The organism is Pseudomonas sp. BMS12, assembly GCF_001592875.1.
GTDB lineage: Bacteria > Pseudomonadota > Gammaproteobacteria > Pseudomonadales > Pseudomonadaceae > Aquipseudomonas.
In genome coordinates this window covers 23,277-50,106 of record NZ_LSOF01000008.1, presented here as the reverse complement: position 1 = coordinate 50,106, position 26,830 = coordinate 23,277, and the positions used below count along the sequence as shown (strand labels likewise).

At 65.5% G+C, this 26,830-nt stretch carries 27 protein-coding genes and 1 pseudogene; 12 read left to right on the top strand and 16 right to left on the bottom strand.

From position 1 onward, the window contains the following. Positions 1-57 precede the first annotated feature (57 nt). The 6 genes and pseudogenes from cobA to AYB31_RS08725 all read right to left on the bottom strand — a co-directional run bounded on the left by cobA (position 58) and on the right by AYB31_RS08725 (position 9,008). Positions 58-795 (bottom strand): uroporphyrinogen-III C-methyltransferase, encoded by a 738-nt coding sequence (gene cobA / locus AYB31_RS08750; protein ID WP_068827773.1) that lies wholly within the window; start codon positions 793-795, stop codon positions 58-60. A gap of 10 nt (positions 796-805) precedes the next feature. Next, positions 806-3,541 (bottom strand): nitrate reductase, encoded by a 2,736-nt coding sequence (locus tag AYB31_RS08745; RefSeq protein ID WP_068827771.1) that lies wholly within the window; start codon positions 3,539-3,541, stop codon positions 806-808. Positions 3,542-3,569: 28 nt separating this feature from the next. Beyond that, positions 3,570-4,766: pseudogene (locus AYB31_RS08740) on the bottom strand (NAD(P)/FAD-dependent oxidoreductase); the annotation flags it as partial. A 327-nt stretch (positions 4,767-5,093) separates the two neighbouring features. Next, entirely contained in the window at positions 5,094-6,758 is a 1,665-nt protein-coding gene (locus AYB31_RS08735) for a bifunctional protein-serine/threonine kinase/phosphatase (RefSeq protein WP_068827769.1), read from the bottom strand. Between the two features lie 201 nt (positions 6,759-6,959). Continuing rightward, the gene (locus tag AYB31_RS08730; protein ID WP_068827767.1) at positions 6,960-8,171 is read right to left on the bottom strand and encodes a nitrate/nitrite transporter; all 1,212 of its coding nucleotides are present in this window, start codon (positions 8,169-8,171) and stop codon (positions 6,960-6,962) included. 399 nt (positions 8,172-8,570) lie between these two features. Further along, on the bottom strand, positions 8,571-9,008 hold the full coding sequence (locus tag AYB31_RS08725; protein ID WP_068827763.1) for a thioesterase family protein: 438 nt from the start codon (positions 9,006-9,008) through the stop codon (positions 8,571-8,573). Between the two features lie 94 nt (positions 9,009-9,102). Between AYB31_RS08725 and AYB31_RS08720 the strand changes: the two genes are divergently transcribed. Next, entirely contained in the window at positions 9,103-9,825 is a 723-nt protein-coding gene (locus AYB31_RS08720; protein ID WP_068827760.1) for a ZIP family metal transporter, read from the top strand. 58 nt (positions 9,826-9,883) lie between these two features. After that, entirely contained in the window at positions 9,884-10,579 is a 696-nt protein-coding gene (gene pyrF / locus AYB31_RS08715; protein WP_068827758.1) for an orotidine-5'-phosphate decarboxylase, read from the top strand. A 126-nt stretch (positions 10,580-10,705) separates the two neighbouring features. Here the strand turns inward: pyrF and AYB31_RS08710 are convergent, their stop codons facing one another. Next, entirely contained in the window at positions 10,706-11,710 is a 1,005-nt protein-coding gene (locus tag AYB31_RS08710) for an NADP-dependent oxidoreductase (protein ID WP_068827757.1), read from the bottom strand. 224 nt (positions 11,711-11,934) lie between these two features. On the opposite strand from AYB31_RS08710, the gene AYB31_RS08705 reads away from it, so the two are divergent. Together AYB31_RS08705 and AYB31_RS08700 are read left to right on the top strand one after the other, a co-directional pair. Next, positions 11,935-12,696: an SDR family oxidoreductase gene (locus AYB31_RS08705; protein WP_068827756.1), complete on the top strand. Its 762-nt coding sequence runs from the start codon at positions 11,935-11,937 to the stop codon at positions 12,694-12,696. Between the two features lie 134 nt (positions 12,697-12,830). After that, the gene (locus tag AYB31_RS08700; protein ID WP_068827754.1) at positions 12,831-13,727 is read left to right on the top strand and encodes a bile acid:sodium symporter family protein; all 897 of its coding nucleotides are present in this window, start codon (positions 12,831-12,833) and stop codon (positions 13,725-13,727) included. Positions 13,728-13,809: 82 nt separating this feature from the next. Here the strand turns inward: AYB31_RS08700 and AYB31_RS08695 are convergent, their stop codons facing one another. Next, positions 13,810-15,006, bottom strand: coding sequence for a benzoate/H(+) symporter BenE family transporter (locus AYB31_RS08695; RefSeq protein WP_153020674.1), 1,197 nt, complete (start codon positions 15,004-15,006; stop codon positions 13,810-13,812). Continuing rightward, positions 15,006-15,620: a LysE family translocator gene (locus AYB31_RS08690; protein ID WP_068827752.1), complete on the bottom strand. Its 615-nt coding sequence runs from the start codon at positions 15,618-15,620 to the stop codon at positions 15,006-15,008. The genes AYB31_RS08695 and AYB31_RS08690 overlap by 1 nt, the downstream gene beginning before the upstream one ends. 137 nt (positions 15,621-15,757) lie before the next feature. Between AYB31_RS08690 and AYB31_RS08685 the strand changes: the two genes are divergently transcribed. Next, on the top strand, positions 15,758-16,399 hold the full coding sequence (locus AYB31_RS08685) for a hypothetical protein (protein ID WP_068827750.1): 642 nt from the start codon (positions 15,758-15,760) through the stop codon (positions 16,397-16,399). An 8-nt stretch (positions 16,400-16,407) separates the two neighbouring features. Here the strand turns inward: AYB31_RS08685 and AYB31_RS08680 are convergent, their stop codons facing one another. Further along, positions 16,408-16,860: a MarR family winged helix-turn-helix transcriptional regulator gene (locus AYB31_RS08680; RefSeq protein ID WP_068827748.1), complete on the bottom strand. Its 453-nt coding sequence runs from the start codon at positions 16,858-16,860 to the stop codon at positions 16,408-16,410. An 81-nt stretch (positions 16,861-16,941) separates the two neighbouring features. On the opposite strand from AYB31_RS08680, the gene AYB31_RS08675 reads away from it, so the two are divergent. Together AYB31_RS08675 and AYB31_RS08670 are read left to right on the top strand one after the other, a co-directional pair. Beyond that, a complete protein-coding gene (locus AYB31_RS08675) occupies positions 16,942-18,120 on the top strand; it encodes an aminotransferase-like domain-containing protein (RefSeq protein WP_068827747.1) in 1,179 nt (392 codons plus the stop codon). Positions 18,121-18,122: 2 nt separating this feature from the next. Next, a complete protein-coding gene (locus AYB31_RS08670; protein WP_068827746.1) occupies positions 18,123-18,725 on the top strand; it encodes a glutathione S-transferase family protein in 603 nt (200 codons plus the stop codon). Between the two features lie 38 nt (positions 18,726-18,763). Here the strand turns inward: AYB31_RS08670 and AYB31_RS08665 are convergent, their stop codons facing one another. Then, positions 18,764-19,135 (bottom strand): glutaredoxin family protein, encoded by a 372-nt coding sequence (locus tag AYB31_RS08665; RefSeq protein WP_068827742.1) that lies wholly within the window; start codon positions 19,133-19,135, stop codon positions 18,764-18,766. Positions 19,136-19,274: 139 nt separating this feature from the next. Between AYB31_RS08665 and AYB31_RS08660 the strand changes: the two genes are divergently transcribed. Then, positions 19,275-19,622 (top strand): GFA family protein, encoded by a 348-nt coding sequence (locus tag AYB31_RS08660; RefSeq protein ID WP_068827740.1) that lies wholly within the window; start codon positions 19,275-19,277, stop codon positions 19,620-19,622. A 60-nt stretch (positions 19,623-19,682) separates the two neighbouring features. On the opposite strand, the gene folE is transcribed toward AYB31_RS08660, so the two are convergent. The 4 genes from folE to AYB31_RS08640 form a co-directional block, all read right to left on the bottom strand. Continuing rightward, on the bottom strand, positions 19,683-20,228 hold the full coding sequence (gene folE, locus AYB31_RS08655; RefSeq protein WP_068827738.1) for a GTP cyclohydrolase I FolE: 546 nt from the start codon (positions 20,226-20,228) through the stop codon (positions 19,683-19,685). 104 nt (positions 20,229-20,332) lie between these two features. Then, a complete protein-coding gene (locus AYB31_RS08650; RefSeq protein ID WP_068827737.1) occupies positions 20,333-20,890 on the bottom strand; it encodes a Smr/MutS family protein in 558 nt (185 codons plus the stop codon). A 35-nt stretch (positions 20,891-20,925) separates the two neighbouring features. Next, positions 20,926-21,255 carry a hypothetical protein gene (locus AYB31_RS08645; protein ID WP_068827734.1) on the bottom strand — a complete coding sequence of 110 codons (330 nt, stop codon included), beginning with the start codon at positions 21,253-21,255 and terminating at the stop codon, positions 20,926-20,928. Between the two features lie 103 nt (positions 21,256-21,358). After that, a complete protein-coding gene (locus AYB31_RS08640; RefSeq protein WP_068827732.1) occupies positions 21,359-21,952 on the bottom strand; it encodes a cysteine hydrolase family protein in 594 nt (197 codons plus the stop codon). 111 nt (positions 21,953-22,063) lie between these two features. On the opposite strand from AYB31_RS08640, the gene prmB reads away from it, so the two are divergent. Then, positions 22,064-22,978: a 50S ribosomal protein L3 N(5)-glutamine methyltransferase gene (gene prmB, locus AYB31_RS08635; protein ID WP_068827729.1), complete on the top strand. Its 915-nt coding sequence runs from the start codon at positions 22,064-22,066 to the stop codon at positions 22,976-22,978. A gap of 66 nt (positions 22,979-23,044) precedes the next feature. Here the strand turns inward: prmB and AYB31_RS08630 are convergent, their stop codons facing one another. Further along, a complete protein-coding gene (locus AYB31_RS08630; RefSeq protein WP_068827727.1) occupies positions 23,045-23,827 on the bottom strand; it encodes a hypothetical protein in 783 nt (260 codons plus the stop codon). Between the two features lie 149 nt (positions 23,828-23,976). Between AYB31_RS08630 and aroC the strand changes: the two genes are divergently transcribed. From aroC to AYB31_RS08615, 3 genes are read left to right on the top strand one after another with little or no spacing between them, the layout of a single operon-like run. Beyond that, positions 23,977-25,068, top strand: coding sequence for a chorismate synthase (gene aroC, locus AYB31_RS08625; protein ID WP_068827725.1), 1,092 nt, complete (start codon positions 23,977-23,979; stop codon positions 25,066-25,068). Positions 25,069-25,079: 11 nt separating this feature from the next. Next, positions 25,080-26,237 (top strand): MFS transporter, encoded by a 1,158-nt coding sequence (locus AYB31_RS08620; protein ID WP_442961798.1) that lies wholly within the window; start codon positions 25,080-25,082, stop codon positions 26,235-26,237. Next, positions 26,234-26,773, top strand: coding sequence for an acireductone dioxygenase (locus tag AYB31_RS08615; protein WP_068827721.1), 540 nt, complete (start codon positions 26,234-26,236; stop codon positions 26,771-26,773). The genes AYB31_RS08620 and AYB31_RS08615 overlap by 4 nt, the downstream gene beginning before the upstream one ends. Positions 26,774-26,830 lie beyond the last annotated feature (57 nt).

The window sequence follows — 26,830 nt, the reverse complement described above, 5'->3', positions numbered from 1 at the left end:
AAAAAAAAGCCCGGCCATACGGCCGGGCGAGGCACTACTCCGCGGGAGCGAAGGGGATCAGGCAATCTCTGCCAAAACTTGAATCTGTTGTTGCGCCGCCACTTCACCGATCACCAGAATCGCCGGGCTTTTCAGCTGAAAGTCCTGGGCATCCTGCTGCACGGCGGCCAGGCTGCTGCGGCACTCGCGCTGTTGTGGCAGCGAGGCGTTCTCGATCATCGCCACCGGCATGTCGGCGCGCATGCCGCCCGCCAGCAGGCTCTCGCGGATTTCCGGCAGCTTGGCCACGCCCATATACACCACCAGGGTGGTACCACCCTGGGCCAGGGCCTGCCAGTTGAGGCTGCTGTCGTCCTGGGTGTGGGCGGTGACCAGGGTCACGCCGCGAGCCACGCCGCGCAGGGTCAGGGGAATGCCGCAATTGGTGGCGCCGGCCAGGCCGGCGGTGATGCCGTTGACCATTTCCACTTCGATGCCGTGCGCGGCCAGCCAGTCGGCTTCCTCACTGCCACGCCCGAAGATGCACGGGTCGCCGCCTTTCAGGCGCACCACACATTTGCCCTGGCGGGCGTAGCGCAGCATAAGGCGATGGATGAAGGCCTGCGGGGTGGAGCGGCAGCCGCCGCGTTTGCCTACCGGTACCACTCGGGCGGAGGGGCAGTGCTCCAGCACGGCCGGGTTGACCAGGTCGTCGATCATCACGATCTCGGCCTGGTTGAGGGCTTTCACCGCCTTGAGGGTCAGCAGTTCCGGGTCGCCGGGGCCTGCGCCTACCAGCCAGACTTTTGCGCTCATGTCGTTCTCCTCAGGCTTCCACGGCGACGGCCGCCGTATGGCTGTTCAGCAGTCGTTTGATTTCCGGTACGCACGAGCCGCAGCTGGTGCCGCACTTCAGTTCGCTCTTCAGACCGTTCAGGTCAAGGCCACGAGCAATGCCTGCGCAGACGGCGTCCTGGCTGACGTTCATGCAGTTGCACAGGGTTTTGCTGGCCTTGATGCCGCCGCCGGGCGGGGTGGCCAGAGGTGCCAGCAGCCAGCGGCGCAGGTCGGTCTCGGCCTTGCCTTCCTGCCAGAGGCCCTTGAGCCAGTCGCGGGCGGCGGTTTCGCCGGCCAGGCGGATGGCGACGATGCGCCCGTCCTCGATGCGCACGCGCTTGCCTACGGCACGGCGCGGATCGTCGTAGCTCAGCACCGGGCCTTGGTCGACCTTGAGCAGGGCATCGATCAGCGCCAGCTGGGTGGCGTCCGGGGCGCTGGTATTGGCAGCGCGAATCAGCAGCGCCGGGCGTTCTTCGCGGCCGGTCGGCGTCAGGCTGGCGTAGGCGAAGCCTTCGAGCAGCGGGCGCAGAGCGGTGAGGCGGCGCTGTACGTCGCCTTCCACCAGGGCGAAGAGCTGCCAGGGCAGCTCGGCTTTCTCGACCTGCACGCCGCTGAGTTTCAGCTCCGGCTGCTTGGACAGCGGGTCGAAGGCCGGTTGGGTCAGTACGTTGGTGCCCAGTCCCTTGAGGAAGCGGTCGCCCCAGTGCATCGGCAGGTAGGCATGGCCGGGTTGCAGGCTGTCGTCGGCCTGTACCGGCAGGGTTAGGCTGCCACGCCGGCTGCGCAGCTGGACCAGTTCGCCCAGCTGCAGGTCGCGGCTGCGCAGCTCGTCCGGGTGCAGGCCGAGGACAGCCTCCGGTGCATGGCCGAACAACCGTGCGGCGGTGCCGGTGCGGCTCATACCATGCCACTGATCGCGCAGGCGGCCGGTGTTGAGCAGCAGCGGGAAGTCCCGTTCCTGCCGTTCTCTCGCTGGCACGTAGGCATCGGCAACGAACTGAGCACGGCCACTGGCGGTGGGAAAGCGGCCATCCCCGTACAGGCGTGCGGTGCCCTGCTGGGCGCCAGCCGGGAAGGGCCATTGTTGCGGACCTTGGTTATCCAGAATCGCGTAGCTCAGACCGGACAGGTCCAGGTCGCGACCGCTGGTGAGGTGCTTGTACTCCTCGAACAGCATTTCGGCGCTGAGGAAGTTGAACAGGCTTGGCAGGCCGGGGCGGAGCAGTTGTTCGAGGCGACGGGCGAAGTCGGTGGTGATCGCCCAATCCGGCCGCGCCTCTGCGGGCGCTGGCACGGCGCGGCGCACGTGGGTCACGCGCCGCTCGGAGTTGGTCACGCTGCCTTCCTTTTCGCCCCAGCTGGCGGCCGGGAGCAGGAGGTCGGCGTACTTGCAGGTTTCGGTGGTGAAGAAGGCTTCCTGCACCACCACGAAGGGGCACAGGGTCAGGGCCTCGTGGATCTTCTGCTGATCCGGCAGGGACTGGGCCGGGTTGGTGCAGGCGATCCATAGGGCCTTGATCTTGCCGGCACGCACGGCCTCGAACAGTTCCACGGCAGTCAGCCCCGGTCGTTCTGGCAGCTCATCGACGCCCCAGTAGCGGGCGACTTCGCTGCGGTGCTCGGCGTTGCCAGCCTCGCGGTGGCCCGGCAGCAGGTTGCTCAGGCTACCGGTCTCGCGGCCACCCATGGCGTTGGGCTGACCGGTGAGGGAGAAGGGCCCGGCGCCGACCTTGCCGATCTGCCCGGTGGCCAGATGCAGGTTGATCAGTGCGCTGTTCTTGGCCGAACCCGCGCTGGACTGGTTGAGGCCCATGCACCACAGCGACAGGAAGGCGGGCGACCGGCCGATCAGCTCGGCGGTGCGGCGCAGATCGTTCTCGCTGATGCCGCACACTTGCGCCACTTCGCTGGGCGGGTAGTCGGCGACCAGGTTGCGCAGTGCCTCGAAGCCCTCGGTGTGGGCGTCGATATAGGCCGGGTCGTAGTCACCGCCTGCCAGCAGCAGATGCAGCAGGCCGTGGAACAGCGCCACGTCGGTGCCGGGGGCGATGGCCAGATGCAGATCGGCCAGGTCGCAGGTGTCGGTGCGCCGCGGGTCGACCACGATGATCTTCATCTCGGGCCGCGCAGCCTTGGCTGCTTCCAGGCGGCGGAACAGGATCGGGTGGGCGAAGGCCATGTTGCTGCCGGCGATCAGCAGGCAGTCGGCCTGCTCGATGTCCTCGTAGCTGCACGGCGGCGCGTCGGCGCCCAGGCTGCGCTTGTAGCCGACCACGGCCGAACTCATGCACAGGCGTGAGTTGGAGTCGATGTTGTTGGTGCCGACCAGGGCACGGGCCAGCTTGTTGAAGGCGTAGTAGTCCTCGGTTAGCAACTGGCCGGAGATGTAGAAGGCCACGCTGTCCGGGCCGTGTTCGAGGATGGTCTCGGCGAAAATGTTCGCGGCGTGATCCAGGGCGTTGTCCCAGCTGGTGTGGCTCCGGGCCAGCCCCTTGCCCAGGCGCAACTCGGGGTAGAGGGCACGGGCATCGAGGTCGCCGGTCAGGTGCAGGGTCGACCCCTTGCTGCACAGCTTGCCAAAGTTGGCCGGGTGCTCGGGGTCGCCGCGCACGCCGCTGATGCGTTCGCCATCGTGGTCGATCAGTACGCCGCAGCCGACACCGCAGTAGCAGCAAGTCGCGGCGGTGGTGCGCAGGGCGGGATTGGGGGCGGGCAGGGTCATCGGTTCAGACACCCACGCCGCTGGCGGCGCCGAACATCAGGTGGTCGCGGATCGGGCCGATGTTGGCGTTGTCGCGGATCTGCTGGAAGTACCAGCCGCCGTCGAGGGTGTCGCCATACAGGCAGCCGCCGACCAGCACGTCATCCTTGATCACCAGCTTTTTGTAGATGTTGTCGATGGGGTCGTTGAGGGTGATGGTTTCAGTGCCTTCCGCGCCCATGAAATCACCGGCGGAAAACAGCTCGATACCCGTGACCTTGAGCTTGGTGGAAACCACCGAGCCCTTGTAGCGGGCGGTGCCGAGCATGGCCAGGTGGTTGGCGCAGACCTGCGCCTGCTCGAACAGCGGGGCGACCAGGCCGTAAGCGATGCCGCGGTGGTTGGCGCATTCGCCAATGGCGTAGACGCGTGGATCGTAGGTTTGCAGGCAGTCGTCGACCAGGATGCCGCGGTTGCAGGGAATGCCGGCCTTTTCCGCCAGCTCGGTGCAGGGGCGGATGCCGGCGGCCATCACCACCAGGTCGGCGGGAATCACGTCGCCGCTCTTGAACTGCACGGCGCAAACGCGCTCGCTGCCATAGTCCAACAGCTCCTCGGTCTGCTCGTTGAGGCGGAAGCGGATGCCGCGAGCTTCCAGGGCGCTCTGCAGCAGCTTGCCGGCGGTTCTGTCCAGTTGCCGTTCCAGCAGCCAGTCGGCGAGGTGTACCACGGTCACTTCCATGCCGCGCTGGCGCAGGCCGTTTGCGGCCTCCAGACCGAGCAGGCCGCCGCCGATGACTACGGCATGGCTGTGGCTGGCCGCAGCTTCGATCATGCGTTGGGCATCGGCGATGTCGCGGTAGGCGATCACGCCCTTAAGGCGGTTACCGGGGATCGGCAGCATGAAGGGCGTGGAACCGGTGGCCAGCAGCAGGCGGTCGTATTCGGCGGTGCTGCCGTCGTCGGCGGTGACGACGCGCTTCTTGCGGTCGATGCTGACGACCTTGCGGCCCAGGCGCAGGTCGATGTGGTTGTTGCGATACCAGGCCAGGTCGTTGAGCACGATGTCATCGAAGCTCTGCTCGCCGGCCAGCACGGGAGACAGCAGGATGCGGTTGTAGTTGGGGTGCGGCTCGGCACCGAACACGGTGATGTCGTAGAGGTCGGGGGCGAGCTTGAGCAGCTCCTCCAGGGTGCGTACCCCGGCCATGCCGTTGCCTACCAGTACCAGCTTGAGTTTTTTCATGCCGGCCATCTCCTGCATCTCAAATCGCGAAAAACAAAAAAGGCGTCCCGCTAGCTCACTAGCGAGGACGCCTTTGTCCTGGTCCCGATCTGTCGGGAAGCTCGACCCTCTACGTTGAGGGTTGGGCTTTATGTAATGTCAAAACCGATAATGCAGGCAGCGTGCCAATTGTGAGAGAGCCTGATCAGCCCCGAATTAGAGGCATCAAGGAGGCTTTCTGTGGCTTCTGGTGCACTCGTTTAAAGCGGCTCGCGCTGTTGTGGTGCGGTTGGCTTGCGCAGCAGTGGCCGGATCGCTGCCGTTGCGCGGAGCGTTGCTTGCTCGCACTTAGAGCAGGGTGACCAGCAGCACCAGATTGAGCAGCAGCGATATCAGCGCCACGCCACGCCAGACCTTCAGCGGTTCGCCTTCGAGCAGCGGGCGCGCGCGCAGGGTCAAGGCCTGGCGTTCGCCGTGTTCGAGCAGCAGCAACCATTCCTCGGCGGTCTCGAAGCGCTCCTGCGGGTTGCTGGCCACGGCGCGGAGCAGGCATTCGTCGAGCCAGGCGGGCAGGTCGGGGCGGTAGCGACTGGGCGGTGTTGGCTTGCCGAAGCGCGGGTGCTGGAAGGCCTCGATCTCGCCGTAGGGGTAGTGGCCGGTGAGCAGGCGATAGAGGGTAACGCCGGCGGCGTAGAGGTCCTGGCTTCGATCCGGGCTGGCTCCGGCAAAGGCTTCCGGAGCGATGTAGCTGGGAGTGCCGGGCAGGCTGTGTTGTTCATCGCGGGACAGGCCGGGGCAGTAGGCCAGGCCGAAATCGAGCAGGCGCAGCTCGCCGTCGTCACCCCACAGCAGGTTCTCCGGCTTGATGTCGCGGTGCAGGATGTTGCGCCGATGCAGCATGCCCACGGCCTTGAGCAGGCGTGGTGCCAGATCCAGCCATTCCGGCAGGCCCAGCTGACCGCTCAGCCGCAGGTGTTCTTCCAGGGTCTGCCCGGCGTATTCGCGCTGCACGTAATACAGGTGCTGACGCTGCGGCAGCGGGTGCAGCTCGGGGAAGTGGCGGCCGGCGACGCGGCGTAGGAACCATTCCTCCAGTAGCAGCGCGGGCGCGGCCTGTTCTTCGTCATGGCGACTGGCGGGCAGGGTCTTCAGCAGCCAGCGCCGTGATTGGACGTCGCGGACCCGATAGACCAGCGACTGGCGTGACTCGGCCAGCAGGCGTTCGATCTGCCAGCCCTCGAACTCCTGGCCGTCACGCAGTTTGGGCGGCAGAGGCCAGTGACGCAGCTGCGCCAGGGTGTCGGCCAGGTCGTTGTCGGGCAGCGCTTCGACGCAGACCAGTGCTGCGCTGGCGTTGTCCTGGCTGCCGGCCAGGTGGGCGGCCGCAACCAGGGCACGGCAGGCGGCGTTCGGGTCCGCTTCGTCGGCCAGCAGGTTGCGGATGGTACTGTCGCCCAGGGCCGACCAGACGCCGTCGCTGACCAGCAGGTAGCGCTCGCCTTCACGCAACTCGCCCTCCAGATAGTCCACCACCAGGTGCTGATCCAGGCCCATGGCGCGCTTGAGTACGTGCTGCATGCCGGGCTGTTCCCAGACATGGTCCTCGCTCATGCGCTCCAGCTGGCCCTGGTAGCAGCGGTAGACGCGGCAATCGCCGACATGGGCCAGGGTGAAGCGGCGCCCGCGCAAGACCAGGGCGGAGAGGGTGGTGAGCAGCGGCTGGCCGCCACCGTTGGCCTGCAGCCAGCGGTTATGGGCCACCAGCAGGCGATCAAGGGATTGCGCCACGGCCCAGGTCTCCGGCGTGGCGTAGTAGTCCAGGGCCAGCGCCTGCAAGGTGGCTCGGGCCGCCAGGCCGCCATCGGCGCACTGGCTGACGCCGTCGGCCAGGGCGAGCAGGAAGCCTTTGCTGGCCGCCAGGCCGGGGGCCGGGGTGACCACTCGCACGGCATCCTGGTTCTCCGTGCGCGGGCCGGTGGCGGTGGCTTCACCAAAACTCAGTTGCAGGGCCATCTGGACTCTCTACGAGCAAAAGGCGCCCATAGGCGCCCGAAGAAAAACAAGTCGGTTGAGACAAAGGCTGGGTCGGTACGCTATCCCGGCGTGTCGCCACGCCACCTTTCCTGACCAGTGCTTGGGAGTGTGTAGTCGCCCCCGCCTTTGTCGCAACCGACCTGGAACAGGGCCGGATTGGAATCCGGCCCCGTCGCAGGCTTATACGCGGGCGGCGGTTACGGCGGCGCTGCCCCAGGTGGTACGCCAGCGCAGCTTGACGCCATGCAGGCCGAACCAGGCCAGCACGCCGAGGCTGGCGAACAGCCACAGGCCCAACTGGTAGTCGCCGGTGGCCTGCTTGATGGCACCGAGACCGGCGGTGAGGCAGAAACCGCCGATGCCGCCGGCCATGCCGACCAGACCGGTCATCACGCCGATTTCCTTGCGGAAGCGCTGCGGCACCAGTTGGAACACCGCGCCGTTGCCGGCACCCAGGCTGAGCATGGCGGCCACGAACAGGGCCAGGGCGGCATAGGCGCTGGGCAGGTTGAAGCCGACAGCGGCGATGCACAGCGAGGCGCAGGTATACATCATCAGCAGCGAGCGGATGCCACCGATGCGGTCGGCCAGGGCGCCGCCCAGCGGGCGCATCATGCTGCCGGCAAAGACGCAGGCGGCGGTGTACAGGCCGGCTTTCACCGGATCGAAGCCGTACTGGTCGTGGAAGTAGCCGGGCAGGGTGCTGGCCAGGCCGAGGAAGCCGCCGAAGGTGATGCTGTAGAAGAACATGAACCACCAGCTGTCGCGGTCGCCCAGGGCTTTCAGGTAGTCGGCCATGGACTTGGGCGCCGGGCGTTCGGGGGCGTTCTTGGCCACGCTGGCGAAGATGATCAGGGTCAGCACCAGCGGGATCAACGCCAGACCGAACACATTGCCCCAGCCGAACGTGGCGGCGAGAACCGGGGCGAACAATGCAGCCAGCACGGTGCCGGAGTTGCCAGCCCCGGCGATGCCCATGGCCTTGCCCTGGTGCTGCGGCGGATACCACTGCGAAGCCAGCGGCAGGGCCACGGCGAAGGAAGCACCGGCGAAGCCGAGGAACAGGCCGAGCAGCAGGGCCTGCTCGTAGCTGTGGATGCCATGCAGCCAGGCGGCGGCGAGTGCGCCGATAACGACCAGTTGACCGAGCAGGCCGGCGGTTTTCGGGGAAGTACGGTCGGCCAGGGCGCCCATGAACAGGCGCAGTACGGCGCCCGCCAGGATCGGCGTGGCGACCATCATGGCGCGTTGCTGGGTGCTCAGGCCCAGGTCGCTGGCGATCTGTACGCCCAGCGGGCCGAGTACGTACCAGACCATGAAACTCAGATCGAAATAGAGGAAGGCGGCGAACAGCGTCGGTGCGTGGCCGGCTTTCCAGAAACTTGTATTCATCCAACACCTCGTCAGGAGAAAGTCCCGGTGGACGGGCGGCGCCGAGTTCGTGGGCACGTCGCCGGCCGTCTGCCGGGGTGGCCCCGGCTTTTGGCCAGGACCGTGTGGCCTAGGCCACAACCGTTATGAAGAGAGTACTGGTCGACGCCCGGATCACGGCTCGTCCACCCACCCCGATCGCTGGGGCCAAAACGCAAAAGGCGTCGCGCCACCCTGAGGGTGTCGCGACGCCTTTGTCGTATGTGGGGCAACCGCCGTTGGATGCCGATGCTTAGCCTTAAGCAAAGCCTGGGCCAGCTTTGTACAGGCCACTAAATGCGTGGGGAGGGCAGGTGAGTATCGAGTGTTCTGGCTTGCAATGGTGCGCTGCTGGTTGCGAGCGCACTCTATTGAGGCGGCTTACAGCCAGTTGACCTCTGGAAATTTGGTGCGAAAGTCGTCCGGCATTTCTGTCACCTTGCCTGCCAGATAGTCGAAGAATACGAAGCCAGACTTCGCCAGGGCGATCAGGGTGTCGTCTGCCGGGCGGGTGATGCGGAAGATGATGTCGCCGCCATAGCGGTTGAAGTCCATCACCCCGACCTCGAACAGCAACTGGTCACGTGAATGCGATTCGGCGCGATACATGGTGGCCAGGTCCGTGACTATGATGCCGTGCTGCTGGTCGGCCTCACGGATGCCGAAGTCATACAGAAAACGTGCCCTGGCCTCGGAAATCATCGAGATCATGGCGTCGTTGCCCAGGTGATTGCTGGCGTTGATGTCGGTGCTGCGCACGGTCATGTGGGTGCTGTAGCAGAATTGCTGTAGCGAGAAGTCGAGCTGGAGACGGGCCATTACTGCTGCCTGAATTGAAAGCGGGCCGCCAGTCTAACTCCGGCGTATTGGTACGGAAGCATTAGCGCGACGAATAAGAACCTAAGGAGTACGCATGAATTGGGGAATGGTGCTGCAGGCCGGGCTGTGGGGCTGGCTGGCGGCCAGCAGCCTGTTGCTGGGGGCGGCGATCGGGGTGATGTTCAGGCTGCCGCGCAAGGCAGTGGCCTCCATCATGGCTTATGGCAGCGGCGTGCTGATCGCCGCGATCTGCTTCGATCAGTTGCCGGATGCGCTGAAACTGGGCGGCCATCTGCCGACGCTGGGCGGGATGTTCTGCGGCGGTCTGGCGTTCGTGCTGGCTGACCGCTGGCTGGATGGTCTGCAGAGCAGCGGACGGGGCGCCCTGGTCGGCCTGCTGATCGCTGCAGGGGCGTTTCTCGACGGTATCCCCGAATCCCTGGGGCTTGGCCTGGGTCTGCTGCAGGGCGGTCAGGTCAGCCTGGTGATGCTGGTGGCGATCTTCCTCTCCAACCTGCCGGAAGGGTTGGCCAGTGCCGCCAGCCTGCGTGACGAGGGGCGCAGCCGGGCCTGGGTGTTTGGCCTGTGGGGCGTGATCGTGCTGCTCTCGGGCCTGGCGGCCATGGCCGGCCCAGCGTTGTTCACCGGGCTGCCGGACACCTGGCTGGCGTTTGTCCTCGGCTTCTCCGCCGGTGCCGTGCTGTGCATGCTGGTCGACAGCATGATTCCCGAGGCCTTCGCCGAAACCCATGCGCTGACCGGCCTGATCACCCTGGGTGGGTTCATGACCGCGCTGGCACTGGACAAGGTGTTCTGACCGGCGCGAGCGGTTCCGCTACAATGCGCGGCGTTTTCGACTTGCCTGTGAGCCTGCCATGTCCTGCCAGACCCCGATCATCGTTGCCCTCGACTTTCCTTCCCGTGACGCTGCCCTGGCGCTGGCCGAGCGGCTCGACCCCGCGCTGTGCCGGGTCAAGGTCGGCAAGGAGCTGTTTACCCGCAGCGGCCCGGCGGTGGTGGAAACCCTGCAAGCCAAGGGCTTCGAGGTATTCCTCGACCTGAAATTCCACGATATCCCCAATACCACGGCGATGGCGGTCAAGGCCGCTGCCGAGCTGGGCGTGTGGATGGTCAACGTGCACTGCTCCGGTGGCCTGCGCATGATGGCCGCCTGCCGCAACGAGCTGGACAAGCTGAGTGGCGCCAAACCGCTGCTGATCGGCGTGACCGTGCTGACCAGCATGGAGCAGGACGATCTGGCCGGCATCGGCCTGGATATCGCCCCGCAGGAGCAGGTGCTGCGCCTGGCGGGTCTGGCTGCGCAAGCCGGCATGGATGGCCTGGTGTGCTCGGCTCAGGAGGCTCCAGCACTGAAGTCCGCGCAACCGGCCCTGCAGCTGGTCACCCCGGGGATTCGTCCGGCCGGCAGCGCCGCCGACGACCAGCGCCGCATCCTCACCCCGGCCGACGCGATGAAGGCGGGTTCCGACTACCTGGTGATCGGTCGCCCGATCAGCCAGGCCGCCGACCCGGCGCAAGCCCTGGCGGCGATGGTTGCCGAGCTGAGCTGAGATTGGTCATTCCCGCGTAGGCGGGAATCCGGGGTTTGTGCCCCTGGGCTCACGCCTTCGTGGGACCGGAGCTAGATCAGTGAAGTGGCTGGGTGCGCCAGGAACTGGCGCACCGCGTGGCGTTTTTCAGCGAACCTTGAGCACCAGCTTGCCGAAGTTCTCCCCGCTGAACAGCTTGCCCAGGGTCTCCGGGAAGGTTTCCAGGCCTTCGACGATGTCTTCCTTGCTCTTCAGCTTACCTTCGGCCATCCAGCCGCCCATTTCCTTGGCTGCGTCGGCGAACTGCGCGGCGTAGTCCATTACCACGAAGCCTTCCATGCGAGCACGGTTGACCAGCAGCGACAGGTAGTTGGCCGGGCCTTTGACGTTTTCCTTGTTGTTGTACTGGCTGATGGCGCCGCAGATGACGATGCGGGCCTTGGGCGCGATGCGAGTCAGCACGGCATCGAGGATCTCGCCACCGACGTTGTCGAAATACACATCCACGCCTTTCGGGCATTCGCGCTTGAGGCCTGCGTGCAGGTCTTCGTTCTTGTAGTCGATCACCCCGTCGAAACCGAGCTCGTCCTTCAGCAGTTTGCACTTCTCGGCACCGCCGGCGATGCCGACCACGCGGCAGCCCTTGATCTTGGCGATCTGCCCGACCACGCTGCCCACCGCGCCGGCGGCGCCGGAAATCACCACGGTGTCGCCGGCTTTCGGCTGGCCGACGTCGAGGAAGGCGAAGTAGGCGGTCATGCCGGTCATGCCCAGCGCCGAGAGGTACAGCGGCAGCGGCGCACGGCTCGGGTCGACCTTGTAGAAGCCGCGCGGCTCGCCGCAGAAGTAGTCCTGCACGCCGAGAGCACCGTTGACGTGGTCGCCGACGGCGAAGTCCGGGTGGTTGGAGGCCAGCACCTTACCCACGCCGAGGGCGCGCATCACTTCGCCGATACCGACCGGCGGAATGTAGGACTTGGCGTCGTTCATCCAGCCGCGCATGGCCGGGTCCAGGGACAGGTAGAGGTTTTCCACCAGGATCTGATTCGGGCCGGGCTCGCCGACCGGGGTTTCCACGTAGGAAAAGGTGTCGCGGGTGGCGGCGCCGACCGGGCGCTTGGCGAGCAGGAACTGGCGGTTGGTCTGGGACATGGCAGTGACTCCGGAAAGTGAAGCAGTGGTGATAGCCCTCTACAGGCAGGGCGGCAAGGTTTGTTGTCCAACAGAATGCTTTGGTATGAGTTTGGATGATTAGGGTAGTAGTTCTTTATCACTAGTTTGGATGCGTCGCCCAATGCTGTCCTGATAGTGCTGACGCAGGCACCGCCGCACTGGCTAGACTCGTCGCAGATTTCACTCCCGTCGAGGATGCATTGATGAGCATGAGTTTCTCCGGCAAGGTCGCCCTGGTTACTGGTGGCGCCGCAGGTATCGGTCGTGCCACCGCCCAGGCCTTCGCGGCCGAAGGCCTGCAGGTGGTGGTCTCCGACGTCGACGTTGCAGGCGGTGAAGGCACCGCGCAACTGATTCGCGAGGCTGGCGGTGAAGCCACCTTCGTGCGCTGCGACGTGACTCGCGATGCCGAGGTGCAGGCGCTGATGGCGCAGGTCGTGGCCACCTATGGCCGCCTGGACTACGCCTTCAACAACGCCGGCATCGAGATCGAGAAGGGCAAGCTGGCCGAAGGCAGCGAGGCCGAGTTCGACGCGATCATGGGGGTCAACGTCAAGGGCGTGTGGCTGTGCATGAAGTACCAGCTGCCCCTCATGCTGGCTCAGGGTGGTGGCGCCATCGTCAACACTGCCTCGATTGCCGGTCTGGGTGCCGCGCCGAAGATGAGCATCTATGCCGCCTCCAAGCATGCGGTGATCGGCCTGACCAAGTCGGCGGCCGTCGAGTACGGCAAGAAGAAAATTCGCGTCAACGCTGTATGCCCGGCGGTCATCGATACCGACATGTTTCGTCGCGCCTACGAGGCCGATCCGAAGAAGGCCGAATTCGTGGCCGGGATGCATCCGGTCGGGCGTATCGGTAAGGTCGAGGAGATCGCCGCTGCGGTGCTTTACCTGTGCAGTGATGCGGCCGGCTTCACCACCGGCCATGCGCTGGCGGTTGATGGCGGAGCGACCGCCATCTGATGAAAAGGGCGCTCTAGGGCGCCCTTTTTGCATTCTGTAACGAGTACGTGGGAGTTTGGCGCACAAAGCCAGTTACAAGCCTGTCGGGCTCGTCAAGAATCGCAGCAGCCTTAACGTTACGGAGAACAACAATAATGACTGCTTCGCCCTTGCTGACCGCATTCCTCCCTATTGCCCTGGGCATCATCATGCTCGGCTTGGGCCTCTCACTGACTGTCGCCGACTTCGCTCGGGTGGTGAAGTTTCCCAAACCGGTGCTGATCGGTCTGGGCTGCCAGTTGCTGCTATTGCCGCTGGTGTGTTTCTTCATCGCCAAGGGCTTCGGCCTGGCGCCGGCCCTGGCGGTGGGGCTGATGCTCCTGGCCGCCTCGCCCGGCGGTACCAGTGCCAACCTCTATAGCCACCTGGCCCACGGTGATGTGGCACTGAACGTGACGCTGACCGCGGTCAACTCGGTGGTGGCCATCCTCACCATGCCGCTGATCGTCAACCTGTCGCTGGCCTATTTCATGGAAGGCGACCAGGCCATCCCGCTGCAGTTCGCCAAGGTGGTGCAGGTGTTTGCCATCGTGCTCGGCCCGGTGGCCATCGGCATGGTCATCCGCAAGTTGGCGCCGGGCTTCGCCAATGCCATGGAAAAGCCGGTGAAGATCATCTCCGCGCTGTTCCTGCTGCTGGTGGTGGTGCTGGCCTTCGTCAAGGACTGGCAGACCGTGGTCGAGTACGCCCCGGTAGTCGGCCTGGCCGCGTTGCTGTTCAACCTGGTCAGCCTCGGGGTCGGCTATGGCGTGCCGCGCCTGATGAAGCTGCCGCGCCGGCAGGCGGTGGCGATCGGCATGGAGATTGGCATCCACAACGGCACCCTGGCGATTGCCCTGGCGCTCAGCCCGATGCTGCTGAACAACGCCACCATGGGCATTCCGGCGGCGATCTACAGCTTCATCATGTTCTTCACTGCTGCAGCGTTCGGCTGGTGGGTCAACTTCGCCCACGGTAAGGAGCTGGCGGCGGAGGAAGCGCAGGCGGCCTGAGTCACCATCACCCCTGTTGCCGATGCAGAAAAAAACGCCGCGTCCCTTTGCAGGGGCGCGGCGTTTTTCGTAGGCGTTTCGGCTATTTCTTCCAGTTGAGGATCAGCAGGGTCACCGCACCGCCAACCAGGCCCCAGAAGGCCGAGCCGATGCCCAGCAGGGTCATGCCCGAGGCGGTGATCATGAAGGTGATCAGCGACGCGTCGCGCTCGGCCGGCGCCTGCATGGCCTGGGCCAGGCCGTTGCCGATCGAGCCGAGCAGGGCGAGGGCGGCGATCGACAGCACCAGGGCGCTGGGCAGGGCGATGAACAGGGCGGCCAGGGTGGCGGCGAAGATCCCGGCCAGCAGGTTGAATACGCCGTTCCACAGGGCGGCGGTATAGCGCTTGCGCTTGTCCTCGTGGGCTTCCGAGCCGGTGCAGATGGCGGCGCTGATGGCGGCCAGGTTGATGCCGTGGGAGCCGAACGGTGCCAGCAGCAACGAGGCGATGCCGGTGGTGGCGATCAGTGGCGAGGGCGGCAGGTCGTAGCCGTCGGCGCGCAGTACGGCCAGGCCGGGAATGTTCTGCGAGGCCATGGCCACCACGAACAGCGGAATGCCGATGCTGATCGCCGCGCCGAGGGAGAAGCTCGGCGTGGTCCACACCGGCACTGCCACCTGCAGCTCGAACTGGCTGAAGTCGAGCATGCCCAGCAGGGCGGCCGTTACCCCGCCGACCAGCAACGCGGCGAGCACCGCATAGCGGGGCGCCAGGCGCTTGCCGAGCAGGAAGGTGAAGAACATCGCCAGCACCAGCGCGGTGCTGGTCTGCGCGGCGACGAAGATCTCGCTACCGATGCGGAACAGGATGCCGGCCAGCAGCGCGGCGGCCAGCGAACCTGGCAGGTGGCGCATGACCCGCTCGAAGGCGCCGGAGATGCCCAGCAGGCTGAGCAGCAGGGCGCAGACCACGAAGGCACCGATGGCTTCCGGGTAGCTCACGCCCGGCAGGCTGGTGATCAGCAGCGCCGCGCCCGGCGTCGACCAGGCCACCACCACAGGCGCGCGGTAGCGCAGCGACAGGCCGATGGTGCAGATCGCCATGCCTATAGACAGCGCCCACAGCCAGGAGGAAATCTGCGCGGCGCTCAAACCGGCGGCCTGGCCGGCCTGGAACATCAGCACCAGTGAACTGGTGTAGCCGGTAAGGGTGGCGACGAAGCCGGCGACGACCGCCGAAGGCGAGGAGTCGGCCAGCGGGCGCAAGCGCGGGGCGGTGTTCATGGCTTCCGTGCTCATCAGAAGGTTCCCTTGACGTCGATCAGGATAGGGTACAGCGAGGCCACTAGCAGCAAGGCCATGCCGATGTTGAAGCCGCGCAGCACCGCCGGGCGCTCCAGCCAGCGGCGCAACAGGCTACCGGCCATGGCCCAGAGGCCGCAGGTCGGGCAGTTGACCAGGGCGAACAGCGCGGCGATCAGCAGCACGTTGACCAGGAAACCATCCTGCGGCGTGTAGGTGGTGATGGCGCCGATGGCCATGATCCAGGCCTTGGGGTTGACCCACTGGAAGGCCGCCGCCTGGAGGAAGGTAAAGGGCTTGCCCTGCTCGTTGCCGGTTGCATCGGGCGCGCCAGAGCCGGCGATCTTCCAGGCCAGGTACAACAGGTAGGCGGCGCCGCCATAACGCAGGGCGCCGTACAGCGGCGGAAACTGCTCGAACAGCTGGCCCAGGCCCAGGCCCACGGCCATCACCAGGATCATGAAGCCCAGGCTGATGCCAAGCAGGTGCGGCAGGCTGCGGCGCACGCCGAAGTTCACCCCGGAGGCGAGCAACATCATGTTGTTCGGGCCGGGCGTCACCGAGGTGACGAAGGCGAAGAGAACGAAGGCGAGCAGCAGTTCCAGGGTCATGGCGATTCTCCGAAGTTGCTGGCAGCCTATGCGCAGCGCAGGGCGGCGTCGCGGTACAGCGGAATCGACATTCGTCGGTACAGTTGTGGTCGTGCGTTCTGACGAGGAAGACTGTTCCCATTGCATAAGGAAATTCCATGGACCCGAACAACCCCTATGCGGCACCTCAGGTAGCGTTGATCGATGAGCAGGCGCCGCCAGCACTGAGCGGATGGAGCGCCCGGCAACTGCGGCTGCTGGGTTGGCTGAGCCTGGCGTCGATCCTCAGTACGCTGGTGGCACTGGTCGCGGCTTTTCTGGCCGGTGATGCGCCGGGAACTATCGCCGAAAGGGTCGGGGACTGGCTGAGCCTGTTCTCCACGGTGCTGGGCTGCTATCTGCTGCTGCGTCTGGGCGCTTTTCTGCAGCAGCGCTTCGCCGCTGGCGGGCTCGGCGTGCCTATCGGCCTGATCGTATTCTTCAGCCTGTTGAGCGAGCTGCTCGATTGGCTCTGGGGCGATGCGATTTCCACCAGCCTGGGCTGGCAAACCATTAGCTTTTTCGGGGTTCTGCTATTGCTGGGACTGGCGACGTTGTGGCTGGGCATCGTGCTGGTGCGAATCCGCGATCCTTACCCGGCGTTGCGAGCGATGGCCTGGCTGGAGGTCGCCGGGGGTGCCATGTTCGCTTCGGTGGTGCTGGTGCTGCTGGCGATCATTCCCTTGTTGGGCGGCTCGCTGGCCATGGCCCTGGTGTTCTTTCGCGGTGCCCGCGAACTGCAGGGGCAGCCGGCAGGGTAAGCGGCGGTTCAGCCCTCGTTGCTGCTCTGGTGGGCCTTGCCCAGCGCCTGGTTGACCGCCAGCCAGGCCTGTACCGCGGGCTCGCCGGCCTCCTGAAAAACGCGCTCTAGCAGCTTGCTCTGCTCGCGACGCAGTGCCAGCTCCAGCTTGGCACCCTCGGCGGTGAGGCCGAGCAGACGCTTGCGCTTGTCCTCGGCGGCGGCGACGCCTTCCACCATGTGCATTTCCTGCAGCTGGCGCAGGGGAATGTTCAGCGCCTGCTTGCTCACGCCCAGGTAACCGAGCAGCTGGGTCACACTCAGACCCGGGTGGCGGGCGATGAAGAACAGGATGCGGTGATGCACCCGCGACAGGCCACGCCTGGCCAGCATCTCATCGGCCTTGGCGGTAAACGCCTGGTAGCCGAAGAAGAACGCTTCCATGGCGGCCTGCTGAGTGGTCGGCTTTTTCAGGTCAAGCATATTGACGTATCCGCTGCGGCCATCGTAGTTTCGGTCAATCAGTTTGACCCAATTCTCCCTGCCTGTGCTACCGGTGATCTCATGGCCTTCTCCGAACGCGTTGCCCGCCTGAAAAGCTCCCTGATTCGCGAAATCCTCGCTGCGGCGCAGCGTCCGGAGGTGATGTCCTTCGCTGGCGGGCTGCCGGCCGAGCCGATGCTGCCGCAGGTGGACTGGAGCGAAATGCCGACGTCCATCGGCCAGTACGGCATGAGCGAGGGTGAGCCGGCGCTGCGCGAGGCCATTGCCGCCGAGGCCAACAAGCTGGGCGTCAAGTGCGATGCCAGCCAGGTGCTGATCGTCTGTGGCTCGCAGCAGACCCTGGACCTGGCCAGCAAGCTGTTCATCGATCCGGGTACCGAGATTTTGGTCGAGGCGCCGACCTACCTGGCCGCGCTGCAGTCCTTCCAACTGTTCGGCGCCGATTGCATCACCGTGCCCCAGGAGGCCGACGGCCCCGAGCTGGAAGCCCTGCGCGAGCGCCTGCAGCAGCAAAAACCGGCCTTCGCCTACCTGATCCCGACCTTTCAGAACCCGTCCGCCGTGCGCTACAGCGAGGCCAAGCGCGACGCCGTGGCGGCATTGCTGGACGAGTTCAACGTCACCCTGATCGAGGACGAACCCTACCGCGAGCTGGTGTTCGACGCCGGCAGTGCCACGCCCATCGTCAGCCGCCTGCAGCGCGCCAGCTGGATCTACACCGGCACCGTGTCGAAGACCCTGCTGCCGGGCCTGCGCGTGGGCTTCCTGATCGCCAGTCCGGACCTGTTCCCGCACCTGCTGCGCCTGAAGCAGGCCGCCGACCTGCACACCAACCGTATCGGCCAGTGGCAGGCGCTGCAGTGGATCGGCACCGAGAAATACCAGGCTCACCTGGCCGAGCTGCGCGAGTTCTACCGGGTGCGCCGCGATGCCATGCAGGGCGCGCTGGAAGAGCACTTCGGCGAGCTGGCCAGCTGGCAGGTGCCGCAGGGCGGGCTGTTCTTCTGGCTGACCCTGAACGACAAGCTGGATACCCGCACCCTGCTGCAACCGGCCATGGCACAGAACGTTGCGTTCATGCCCGGTGAGCCGTTCTTCGTCGAACCAGACGCCAACCCCGGGCATCTGCGACTGAACTTCAGCCATGTGCCGCCGGAGAAGCTCGGTGAGGGCCTACGTCGCCTGGCGGCGGTTATTCGTGAAGCGCAAAGTGCTCTGCGCGAGCAAGGAGGGCAATAGCCATGCTCAAGGTCTACGGCGATTACCGTTCCGGCAACTGCTTCAAGGTCAAGCTGATGCTCCATCTGCTCGGCCGCGAGTACCAGTGGCTGCCGATCGACATCCTCAAGGGCGAGACGCAGACCGCCGAGTTCCTGGCCAAGAACCCCAACGGCAAGATTCCGGTACTGGAGCTGGAGGACGGCACCTTCCTCTGGGAGTCCAACGCCATCCTCAATTTCCTCGCCGATGGCAGCGAGTTCATCCCCGCCGAGCCGCGTCTGCGTACGCAGATGCTGCAGTGGCAGTTCTTCGAGCAGTACAGCCACGAGCCCTACGTGGCGGTGGCGCGCTTCATCCAGCTGTATCAGGGCCTGCCAGAGGCACGCCTGGCCGAGTATGAGAACTGTCACAAGGGCGGCTACAAGGCGTTCAAGGTGATGGAGCAGCAGGTGCAGCGTACCCCGTACCTGGTGGGCGAGCAGTGCACCCTCGCGGACATCGCCCTATATGCCTACACCCACGTGGCCTACGAGGGCGGCTTCGATCTGGCCGCCTATCCGGCGATCAATGCCTGGCTCGGCCGCGTGGCCAGCCACCCTCGCTATGTGGGCATGTTTGACTGAGTGCCAGGCGGGCAGGTGATGACCTGCCCGCCGCCGGCTCACTGGGCGGCGAAGCGCTCGTTCAGATAGGCGGCGATGGCCTTGGACTCGTAGAGCCAGCGGCTCTGGCCCTGTTCCTCGATACGCAGACACGGCACCTGGATCTTGCCACCTTGCTCCTGCAGGGCCTGGCGGTGCGCCGCATCGTTCTTCGCATCGCGCAGGGCCACTGGCACGTTCAGGCGGTGCAGGGTGCGGCGGGTCTTCACGCAGAACGGGCAGGCATGGAACTGGTACAGCGCCAGGCCGGCGGCCTCGCGCTCGACCTGCTGCTGGGCCTGCGGGCTGCGCTTGAGCTTGCGCGGGCGGGTGATGAAGTCGAGAAAGATGATGATCTGACCGAGGCCGATCCGCAGTGCCTTGAGAAGCATCGCCATGAAATCCTGTGGGAACTGAAGGGGGCGGCAGGGTACCCGAGTTGGCCCTGTTTGGTGTAACCGGATGTCGCCCGCAGCCTGGCAGGCGTGCGCGTGCTGGACTAGTTTTGCAGGCCCACAGGGAGGATTCATCATGACCTATCAGGGCGGTTGCCACTGCGGCAAGATCAGTTTCAGCGTAACGGGAGAGATCGCCAGCCTGACCGAGTGCAACTGCTCGCTATGCAGCAAGCGCGGTGGTTTGCTCTGGTTTATCGGGCGCGAGCAACTGCAGCTGCAGTCGCCTGCTGGCGAGCTACCCACCTACCGTTTCAATACCCGCAAGATCGCCCACCATTTCTGCGACCTTTGTGGCTGTGCGCCGTTCAGCGAGGCACTCGGCCCGGACGGCAAGCCTGGCGCTGCGGTCAATGCACGCTGCCTGGAGGATGTCGATCTGAGCCAGTTTCCGCGGCAGCAATGGGATGGCCGCAGCCACTGAGGGGCTTGTTGCAACCATAAAAAACCGGCCCTGGCGGCCGGTTTTTCATCAGCGCAGTAATCAGCGGATCAGGCTGAGGAACTCGCTGCGGGTGGCGGCGTTTTCACGGAACTGGCCCAGCATCACCGAGGTGACCATGGACGAGTTCTGCTTCTCCACACCGCGCATCATCATGCACATGTGCTGCGCTTCGATGACCACCGCCACGCCAAGTGCGCCGGTGACCTGCTGAACCGCTTCGGCGATCTGCCGGCTGAGGCTCTCCTGGATCTGCAGGCGGCGCGCGTACATGTCGACGATGCGGGCGACCTTGGACAGGCCCAGCACCTTGCCGTTGGGGATATAGGCCACATGGGCCTTGCCGATGAACGGCAGCAGGTGGTGTTCGCACAGCGAGTACAGCTCGATGTTCTTCACCAGCACCATTTCGCTGCTGTCGGAGCTGAACAGGGCGCCGTTGGTGACTTCCTCGAGGGTCTGCTGGTAGCCGCGGCAGAGGTACTGCATGGCTTTGGCGGCACGCTTGGGCGTATCGAGCAGGCCCTCGCGGGTCACGTCCTCGCCGATTTGACCGAGAATCGCGGTGTATTGCTGTTCCAGGGACATGGGTCTTCCTGTGGGGTGTAGATGCACAGGGGCGCAGGGTAGGGCGCGGCCGTGCGGCTGGCAAGGGCAGTGTGCGCCAGTAGCGTGTGCTTATTCGGTCGTGGCTACTCGTCGCGGCCGTCGAGCATGGTGCGTTTGAGCAGCACGTAGACCGCGCCGGTGCCACCATGCCGAGGCAGGCAGGAGGTAAAGCCAAGCACCTGCGGATGTTGGCGCAGCCAGGTATTGACGTGGCTCTTGATCATCGGTCGCTTGCCGTCGCTGCGTACCGCCTTGCCATGGGTGACGCGGGCGCAGCGCACTTCCATGCGTGCGGCCTCGGCGAAGAAGTCCCAGAGGATTTCGCGGGCTTTCTCCACGCTCATGCCATGCAGGTCCAGGCTGCCTTCGAAGGGCACCTGGCCGGCCTTGAGCTTGCGCATCTGGCCGTCCTGCACGCCGTCGCGGGCCCAATACAGTTCGTCTTCGGCGCCCACGTCGATGACGAACTGGTCGGACAGACCGTCGACCTTGACCTCGCCGGTCTTTACCGTCGCCGCCTGGCGCAGGGTGTCGAGGCGCTTGCGATCGCTCTTGGGTTTGCCGGTGTCGGCGCGGTCGTGACGGATGGGCTTGACCCCGCGCACGGCGGACTGGAACAGGGAAAAATCGTCGTCTTGCATGAAGGCCTCCACGGATAGAGGCGAGTTTACCGATTTCAGCCGCGCTTTTTCAGCAGTCGCGGCGACAGGCTCAGGCCGTCGCCATGCCCTCGGCGCAGACGCCGACGGCAGCGGCGCCAGACATTGATGCCGCCCCACAGCAGGAAGAGGCCGAACAGCAGCAGGACGATGGCTGCACCGACACTGTCGTTCAGCGGGCCGAGGGCAGGCGGGCGGCCGAGCAGGGTGGCGGCGCCGGCCATGCTCAGCAATACGCCGCCGGCGGCGAACAGGGCGGCAATAGCGGCCAGCAGGCGCCAGTGCCAGCAGGAGGGGCCGCGGGGGCGCAGGCGGCGTGCGTTGAAACCATCGTCGGACCACTTCATCCCGATTTCCTCTTGGCGTATCGGCGCTATGACCCGGCTCGGCCCGGAGGGTTCCGGCCGGCGGCCATAGCTGTGAGGTGGTTCCGCGGTGCGCGGGTTACGCCTAGATCAGGGCGTGGGCCTGGGGAACCACCATCGCATAGTTGTCGGCCAGCGCGGCCAGGGTCATGCGGTGCAGGTCGCGCGCCGGGATCAGGTCGCCGTCGTAGGGTAGGTCGCGGGTGGCACAGGCGGCATCCACCAGGGTGCAGCGGTAGCCATGGTCCTTGGCAGCGCGCACCGTGGTGCTGACGCTGGAATGGGTCATGAAGCCGCAGATGATCAGGTCCAGATGGCCTCGCTCCTGCAGGCGTTCATGCAGGTCGGTGCCGGCGAAGGCGTTGGGCAGGCGTTTCTCGATCAGCGCTTCGCCCGGCAGTGGTGCCAGGCCTTCGATGAAGTTGCCGCGTGGGCCCTGAGGGTCGAGCAGACCGCCGGGAATCCCCAGGTGGCGGACATGCACCACGGGGGCGCCGCAGTTGCGTGCGGCATGCAGCAGGGTGGTGATCTCCGCGATGGCCGACTCCACGTCCGGCAACTGCAGGGTACCGCTGCGGTACTCCTCCTGGGCGTCGATGACCAGCAGGGTCGCCTTGCTCAAGGTGGCAGGGGCATAACCGCGTCCGAGCAATTGGAACAGGGTTTTCGGGGCGGACATGGCTGGGCTCCTGTAACGGTGATGCGTCTATTCTCTGCTTGCCAGAGCCATCTGTGAACCTTTTGCGCGGTTCCGGCTAGAATCGCGCATCGTTTTTTCGAGGTGTCCTCCGTGTTTCCATCCCGCCTGCGCACTCTGCGCGACCATATCCGCTGGTCCGTCAGCCGCTTTCACGAGGCCGGTCTGTTCTTCGGTCACGGCACCGACAATGCCTGGGACGATGCCCGCCAGCTGGTGCTGGGGGCTCTGCATCTGCCGTTCGAGATCGCCGATAGCTACCTCGATTGCCGTCTGGAGGAGGACGAGCAGCAGCACCTGCTGGAGCTGATCCGCCGGCGTATCGAGGAGCGGGTGCCGACCGCCTACCTGATTGGCGAGGCCTGGTTTTGCGGCCTGCCATTTCTGGTCGACGAGCGCGTGCTGGTGCCGCGCTCGCCCATCGCCGAGTTGATCGGCCAGGGCTTCGAACCCTGGCTGCCGGCCACACCGGCGCGCATTCTCGACCTGTGTACCGGCTCGGGCTGCATCGGCATCGCCTGCGCCTATGCCTTTCCCGAGGCCGAGGTGGTGCTGGGCGACCTGTCCTTCGATGCCCTGGAAGTGGCCAACCACAACATCGAACGGCATGAGCTGGAAGAGCGGGTGTACACGGTGCAGGGTGACGGCTTCGCCGGATTGCCGGGGCAGCGCTTCGACCTGATCGTGTCCAACCCGCCCTATGTGGATGCCGAGGATTTCGCCGACATGCCGGCCGAATACCAGCACGAGCCCGAACTGGGACTGGCCTGTGGCGACGACGGCCTGGACCTGGTGCGACGCATGCTGGCCGAAGCCGCCGACCACCTGACCGAAAAGGGGCTGCTGATCGTCGAGGTGGGCAACAGCCAGGTACACGTCGAGGCGCTATACCCGGAAGTGGATTTCACCTGGCTGGAGTTCGAGCAGGGTGGCCACGGCGTCTTCCTGCTGGCCGCCGCACAGTGCCGCGAGCACCAAGAGCTGTTCCGTTCGCGGGTCAAGGGCTGAGGCGCTCCCTGGGCGCGAGTGCTGCTCGCTAGCCTGCGCTAAACCTCTTCGCGCTTCCTTGGTTGGCTAGCGCGTGGCGATCCAGATCAGCAGGCCCGCCTGGAACAGCGCCAGCGCTACCAGGCAGGCGATGGTGAAGCGCAGGCCGCTGTCCTCGCGCTTGAGTATGCCTATGCGCTGCTCCAGCTTGGTGATCTTCACCTGCTGCTCGTGCAGGTTCTGATCGGCCTGCTGCAGCATCGCGCCGCACTCCAGCAGGTCGAGCAGCTGGACCTTGTCGTGGTTCCATTCCGGGTTGAGGTTGCTGACCCGGGCTGCGCTGTAGCTGGCCTTGACCTGGGCCAGATCCTGGTAGTCCACCGCGAAGCCCTGGATGCGCAGGAAGTGATCGCGGCGCTGGCGGGCATCCTCGCTGAGCACGTCCTTGATCGCCAGGGCGCCGCCTTCCACCGTGTAGCTGCCCCAGCGCTGACGCGCCCAGGCGATGCCCTGGGCCATCAGGAAGCGGCCCAGGCCGCGATTGACGGGCTCGACCTGAAAGCCCTTGTCGGCGCCGAAACGAACCTCGCGGTTGCGGTGGTCGACCCATACCTCCAGCAGATTCTGCTCGCGGCGCAGGCGCTGGCCCGGTAGCTCTACGTTGAGGCGCAACAGACTCTGCTCGTCGCTGTGACGCTCGGCACGCCCAAGGCGCACGAAACGCAGCGGGCGCAAGCCGGTGCTGCGATCTGCCGGCAAGGGGGCCAGGCGCAACAGCTGGAACTGCTCCGCGGCCAGGTTTTCCCAGGGATGCGGCTGTGGCGCCTGTTCGGCTTGGTCTTCGGGGGGCTGGGCGTCGGTTTCCGTCATCGCGGCGTCCTTAAGCATACTTGCAGGCATTATCGGCAGGGTTCTGCACAACTTCAGGCTAGCCATTTACCCGCTGCAGGTGAACTGGCTGGGCGCCGGGGGTATACTCGCCGACCTTTGTTCGAGGCAGATTTCGCGGAGCGCCCTGCATGTCCGGCAATACCTACGGCAAGCTGTTCACCGTCACCACCGCTGGCGAAAGCCATGGCCCGGCCCTGGTTGCCATAGTCGATGGTTGCCCGCCGGGCATCGAGCTGTCCCTGGACGACCTGCAGCGCGACCTCGACCGTCGCAAGCCGGGCACCAGCCGCCATACCACCCAGCGCCAGGAAGACGACGAAGTCGAAATCCTCTCCGGGGTGTTCGAGGGCAAGACCACCGGCTGCCCGATCGGCCTGCTGATCCGCAACACCGACCAGAAGTCCAAGGACTACTCGGCGATCAAGGATCTGTTCCGCCCGGCCCACGCCGACTACACCTACCACCACAAGTACGGCATCCGTGACTACCGTGGCGGCGGCCGCAGCTCGGCGCGCGAGACCGCCATGCGCGTGGCCGCTGGCGCCATCGCCAAGAAGGTACTGGCCGGCCTGGGCATCCAGGTGCGTGGCTACATGAGCCAGTTGGGCCCGATCGAGATCCCGTTCAAGACCTGGGACAGCGTCGAACAGAACGCTTTCTTCAGTCCCGACCCGGACAAGGTGCCGGAGCTGGAGGCCTATATGGACCAGCTGCGTCGCGACCAGGATTCGGTCGGCGCCAAGATCAGCGTGGTCGCCGAAGGCGTGATGCCGGGTCTGGGTGAGCCGATCTTCGACCGCCTGGACGCCGACCTGGCCCATGCATTGATGAGCATCAACGCGGTCAAGGGCGTGGAAATCGGTGCCGGCTTCGCCAGCGTGGCCCAGCGCGGCACCGAGCACCGCGACGAGCTGACTCCCGAAGGTTTCCTGTCGAACAACGCCGGCGGCATCCTCGGCGGCATTTCCAGCGGTCAGCCGATCATCGCCCACCTGGCGCTCAAGCCGACTTCCAGCATCACCACGCCGGGGCGCTCCATCGACGTCGACGGCAACCCGGTGGAACTGATCACCAAGGGCCGTCATGACCCCTGCGTCGGCATCCGCGCCACGCCGATTGCCGAGGCGATGATGGCCATCGTGCTGCTCGACCATCTGCTGCGTCACCGCGGGCAGAATGCCGAGGTCAGTGTCGGCACACCGGTGCTCGGTCAGCTGTGACGGGCACGCCGCTGCCTTACTGGCGGCTGTCCGGCTTCTACCTGTTCTACTTCGCCTTGCTGGGCGCCACGGCGCCCTTCCTGGCGCTGTATTTCGACTACCTCGGCTTTTCCCCGGCACGCATCGGCGAGCTGGTGGCCATCCCCATGCTGATGCGCTGCGTGGCGCCCAACCTGTGGGGCTGGCTCGGTGACCGTAGCGGCCAGCGCCTGCGCATCGTGCGCTTCGGCGCGGTGTGTACCTTCCTCAGCCTGAGCCTGATCTTCGTCGACCAGAGCTACGCCTGGCTGGCGCTGGTGATGGCCCTGCACGCCTTCTTCTGGCACGCGGTGCTGCCGCAGTTCGAGGTCATCACCCTGGCCCATCTGCGCGAGCAGAGTGCGCGTTACAGCCAGATTCGTCTGTGGGGCTCGATCGGCTTCATCCTCACCGTGGTCGGCCTCGGCTGGTTGTTCCAGCACCATAGCCTGGGGCTGTATCCCTGGGTCTTGCTGCTGATCATCGCGGGCATCGCCCTGAGCAGTTTCTGGGTGCCCAATGCCACGCCGGTCGCGCGTGACAACGGCGCGGGCGAGGGCGGTTTCCTCGCTCAGCTGCGCCGCCCCGGCGTGCTGGCCTTCTACCTGTGCGTGGGGCTGATGCAGGTGTCTCACGGGCCGTATTACACCTTCCTCAGCATTCACCTGGAGGCGCTGGACTACAGCCGTGCGGTGATCGGCCTGCTATGGGCGCTGGGGGTATTGGCGGAAATCGTGCTGTTCCTGTTCATGGCACGCATCCTGGCGCGTTTCTCCCTGCGCCAGGTGCTGGCTGCCAGCTTCCTGCTGGCGGCGCTGCGCTGGCTGTTGCTGGGCAACCTGGCCGATCATCTGGGTGTGCTGCTGTTCGCCCAATTGCTGCATGCCGCGACCTTCGGCAGCTTCCATGCGGCGGCGATCCATTTCGTCCAACGCAGCTTCGGTGCCAACCAGCAGGGCCAGGGCCAGGCACTGTACGCGGCACTGGCCGGTATCGGTGGGGCGCTGGGTGCGTTGTATGCCGGCTATAGCTGGAAGAGCCTGGGGCCGAGCTGGACCTTCGCCATCGCCAGTTTGGCCGCGCTGCTCGCGACCTTTATCATTGCCACCCGCCTGCCCGCCGAACCGAACCTGACAAGGACATGCCCATGAGCAGCCTGAGCGTTTACCACCATTCCAACCCGGATGTGCCGGACAAACTGCTGACCCATGGCGAAGACATTGCCGCGACGCTGGCCTCGGTCGGCGTGGCTTTCGAGCGTTGCTCGGGCAGCACGCCCGTTCAACCCGGTTCCAGCCGTGAGCAGGTGCTAGAGGCCTTGGGCGCGCAGCTGGATGAGCTGATGAGTGAGCGGGGCTACAGCGTCCTCGATGTGGTCAGTCTGGACACGGCGCGAAGCTATCAGGAAGAAGTTGCTGCCTCGGTGCTGGAGGAACAGTGCAATGGCGATTCCGAAGCCTATTGGTTCGTGGCAGGCCGTGGCTTGGTCAATCTGCATGTCGGCGACTACGTATACGCCGTGCTGTGTGAGAGGGGAGACTTGATCTCGCTGCCGGCCGGCACCCGTTACTGGTTCGATATGGGCGCTTTCCCGCGCCTGATCGCCCTGTGTCTGCGTCAGGGCACGGCAGAGACTTGTGCCACGGGTGACGCTATCGCCAGTCGTTTCCCGCGCCTGGAAGACTGACGTACTCGGCGCTGTATCCGTCTATAGAAGCAGCAAGGCCGCCCTCGGGCGGCCTTG

What these genes read in the sequence shown, in the direction of transcription:
- cobA (WP_068827773.1), bottom strand. Translation starts at nt 795, where the DNA reads ATGAGCGCAAAAGTCTGGCTGGTAGGCGCAGGCCCCGGCGACCCGGAA.
- AYB31_RS08745 (WP_068827771.1), bottom strand. Translation starts at nt 3,541, where the DNA reads ATGACCCTGCCCGCCCCCAATCCCGCCCTGCGCACCACCGCCGCGACT.
- AYB31_RS08735 (WP_068827769.1), bottom strand. Translation starts at nt 6,758, where the DNA reads ATGGCCCTGCAACTGAGTTTTGGTGAAGCCACCGCCACCGGCCCGCGC.
- AYB31_RS08730 (WP_068827767.1), bottom strand. Translation starts at nt 8,171, where the DNA reads ATGAATACAAGTTTCTGGAAAGCCGGCCACGCACCGACGCTGTTCGCC.
- AYB31_RS08725 (WP_068827763.1), bottom strand. Translation starts at nt 9,008, where the DNA reads ATGGCCCGTCTCCAGCTCGACTTCTCGCTACAGCAATTCTGCTACAGC.
- AYB31_RS08720 (WP_068827760.1), top strand. Translation starts at nt 9,103, where the DNA reads ATGAATTGGGGAATGGTGCTGCAGGCCGGGCTGTGGGGCTGGCTGGCG.
- pyrF (WP_068827758.1), top strand. Translation starts at nt 9,884, where the DNA reads ATGTCCTGCCAGACCCCGATCATCGTTGCCCTCGACTTTCCTTCCCGT.
- AYB31_RS08710 (WP_068827757.1), bottom strand. Translation starts at nt 11,710, where the DNA reads ATGTCCCAGACCAACCGCCAGTTCCTGCTCGCCAAGCGCCCGGTCGGC.
- AYB31_RS08705 (WP_068827756.1), top strand. Translation starts at nt 11,935, where the DNA reads ATGAGCATGAGTTTCTCCGGCAAGGTCGCCCTGGTTACTGGTGGCGCC.
- AYB31_RS08700 (WP_068827754.1), top strand. Translation starts at nt 12,831, where the DNA reads ATGACTGCTTCGCCCTTGCTGACCGCATTCCTCCCTATTGCCCTGGGC.
- AYB31_RS08695 (WP_153020674.1), bottom strand. Translation starts at nt 15,006, where the DNA reads ATGAGCACGGAAGCCATGAACACCGCCCCGCGCTTGCGCCCGCTGGCC.
- AYB31_RS08690 (WP_068827752.1), bottom strand. Translation starts at nt 15,620, where the DNA reads ATGACCCTGGAACTGCTGCTCGCCTTCGTTCTCTTCGCCTTCGTCACC.
- AYB31_RS08685 (WP_068827750.1), top strand. Translation starts at nt 15,758, where the DNA reads ATGGACCCGAACAACCCCTATGCGGCACCTCAGGTAGCGTTGATCGAT.
- AYB31_RS08680 (WP_068827748.1), bottom strand. Translation starts at nt 16,860, where the DNA reads ATGCTTGACCTGAAAAAGCCGACCACTCAGCAGGCCGCCATGGAAGCG.
- AYB31_RS08675 (WP_068827747.1), top strand. Translation starts at nt 16,942, where the DNA reads ATGGCCTTCTCCGAACGCGTTGCCCGCCTGAAAAGCTCCCTGATTCGC.
- AYB31_RS08670 (WP_068827746.1), top strand. Translation starts at nt 18,123, where the DNA reads ATGCTCAAGGTCTACGGCGATTACCGTTCCGGCAACTGCTTCAAGGTC.
- AYB31_RS08665 (WP_068827742.1), bottom strand. Translation starts at nt 19,135, where the DNA reads ATGCTTCTCAAGGCACTGCGGATCGGCCTCGGTCAGATCATCATCTTT.
- AYB31_RS08660 (WP_068827740.1), top strand. Translation starts at nt 19,275, where the DNA reads ATGACCTATCAGGGCGGTTGCCACTGCGGCAAGATCAGTTTCAGCGTA.
- folE (WP_068827738.1), bottom strand. Translation starts at nt 20,228, where the DNA reads ATGTCCCTGGAACAGCAATACACCGCGATTCTCGGTCAAATCGGCGAG.
- AYB31_RS08650 (WP_068827737.1), bottom strand. Translation starts at nt 20,890, where the DNA reads ATGCAAGACGACGATTTTTCCCTGTTCCAGTCCGCCGTGCGCGGGGTC.
- AYB31_RS08645 (WP_068827734.1), bottom strand. Translation starts at nt 21,255, where the DNA reads ATGAAGTGGTCCGACGATGGTTTCAACGCACGCCGCCTGCGCCCCCGC.
- AYB31_RS08640 (WP_068827732.1), bottom strand. Translation starts at nt 21,952, where the DNA reads ATGTCCGCCCCGAAAACCCTGTTCCAATTGCTCGGACGCGGTTATGCC.
- AYB31_RS08630 (WP_068827727.1), bottom strand. Translation starts at nt 23,827, where the DNA reads ATGACGGAAACCGACGCCCAGCCCCCCGAAGACCAAGCCGAACAGGCG.
- aroC (WP_068827725.1), top strand. Translation starts at nt 23,977, where the DNA reads ATGTCCGGCAATACCTACGGCAAGCTGTTCACCGTCACCACCGCTGGC.
- AYB31_RS08615 (WP_068827721.1), top strand. Translation starts at nt 26,234, where the DNA reads ATGAGCAGCCTGAGCGTTTACCACCATTCCAACCCGGATGTGCCGGAC.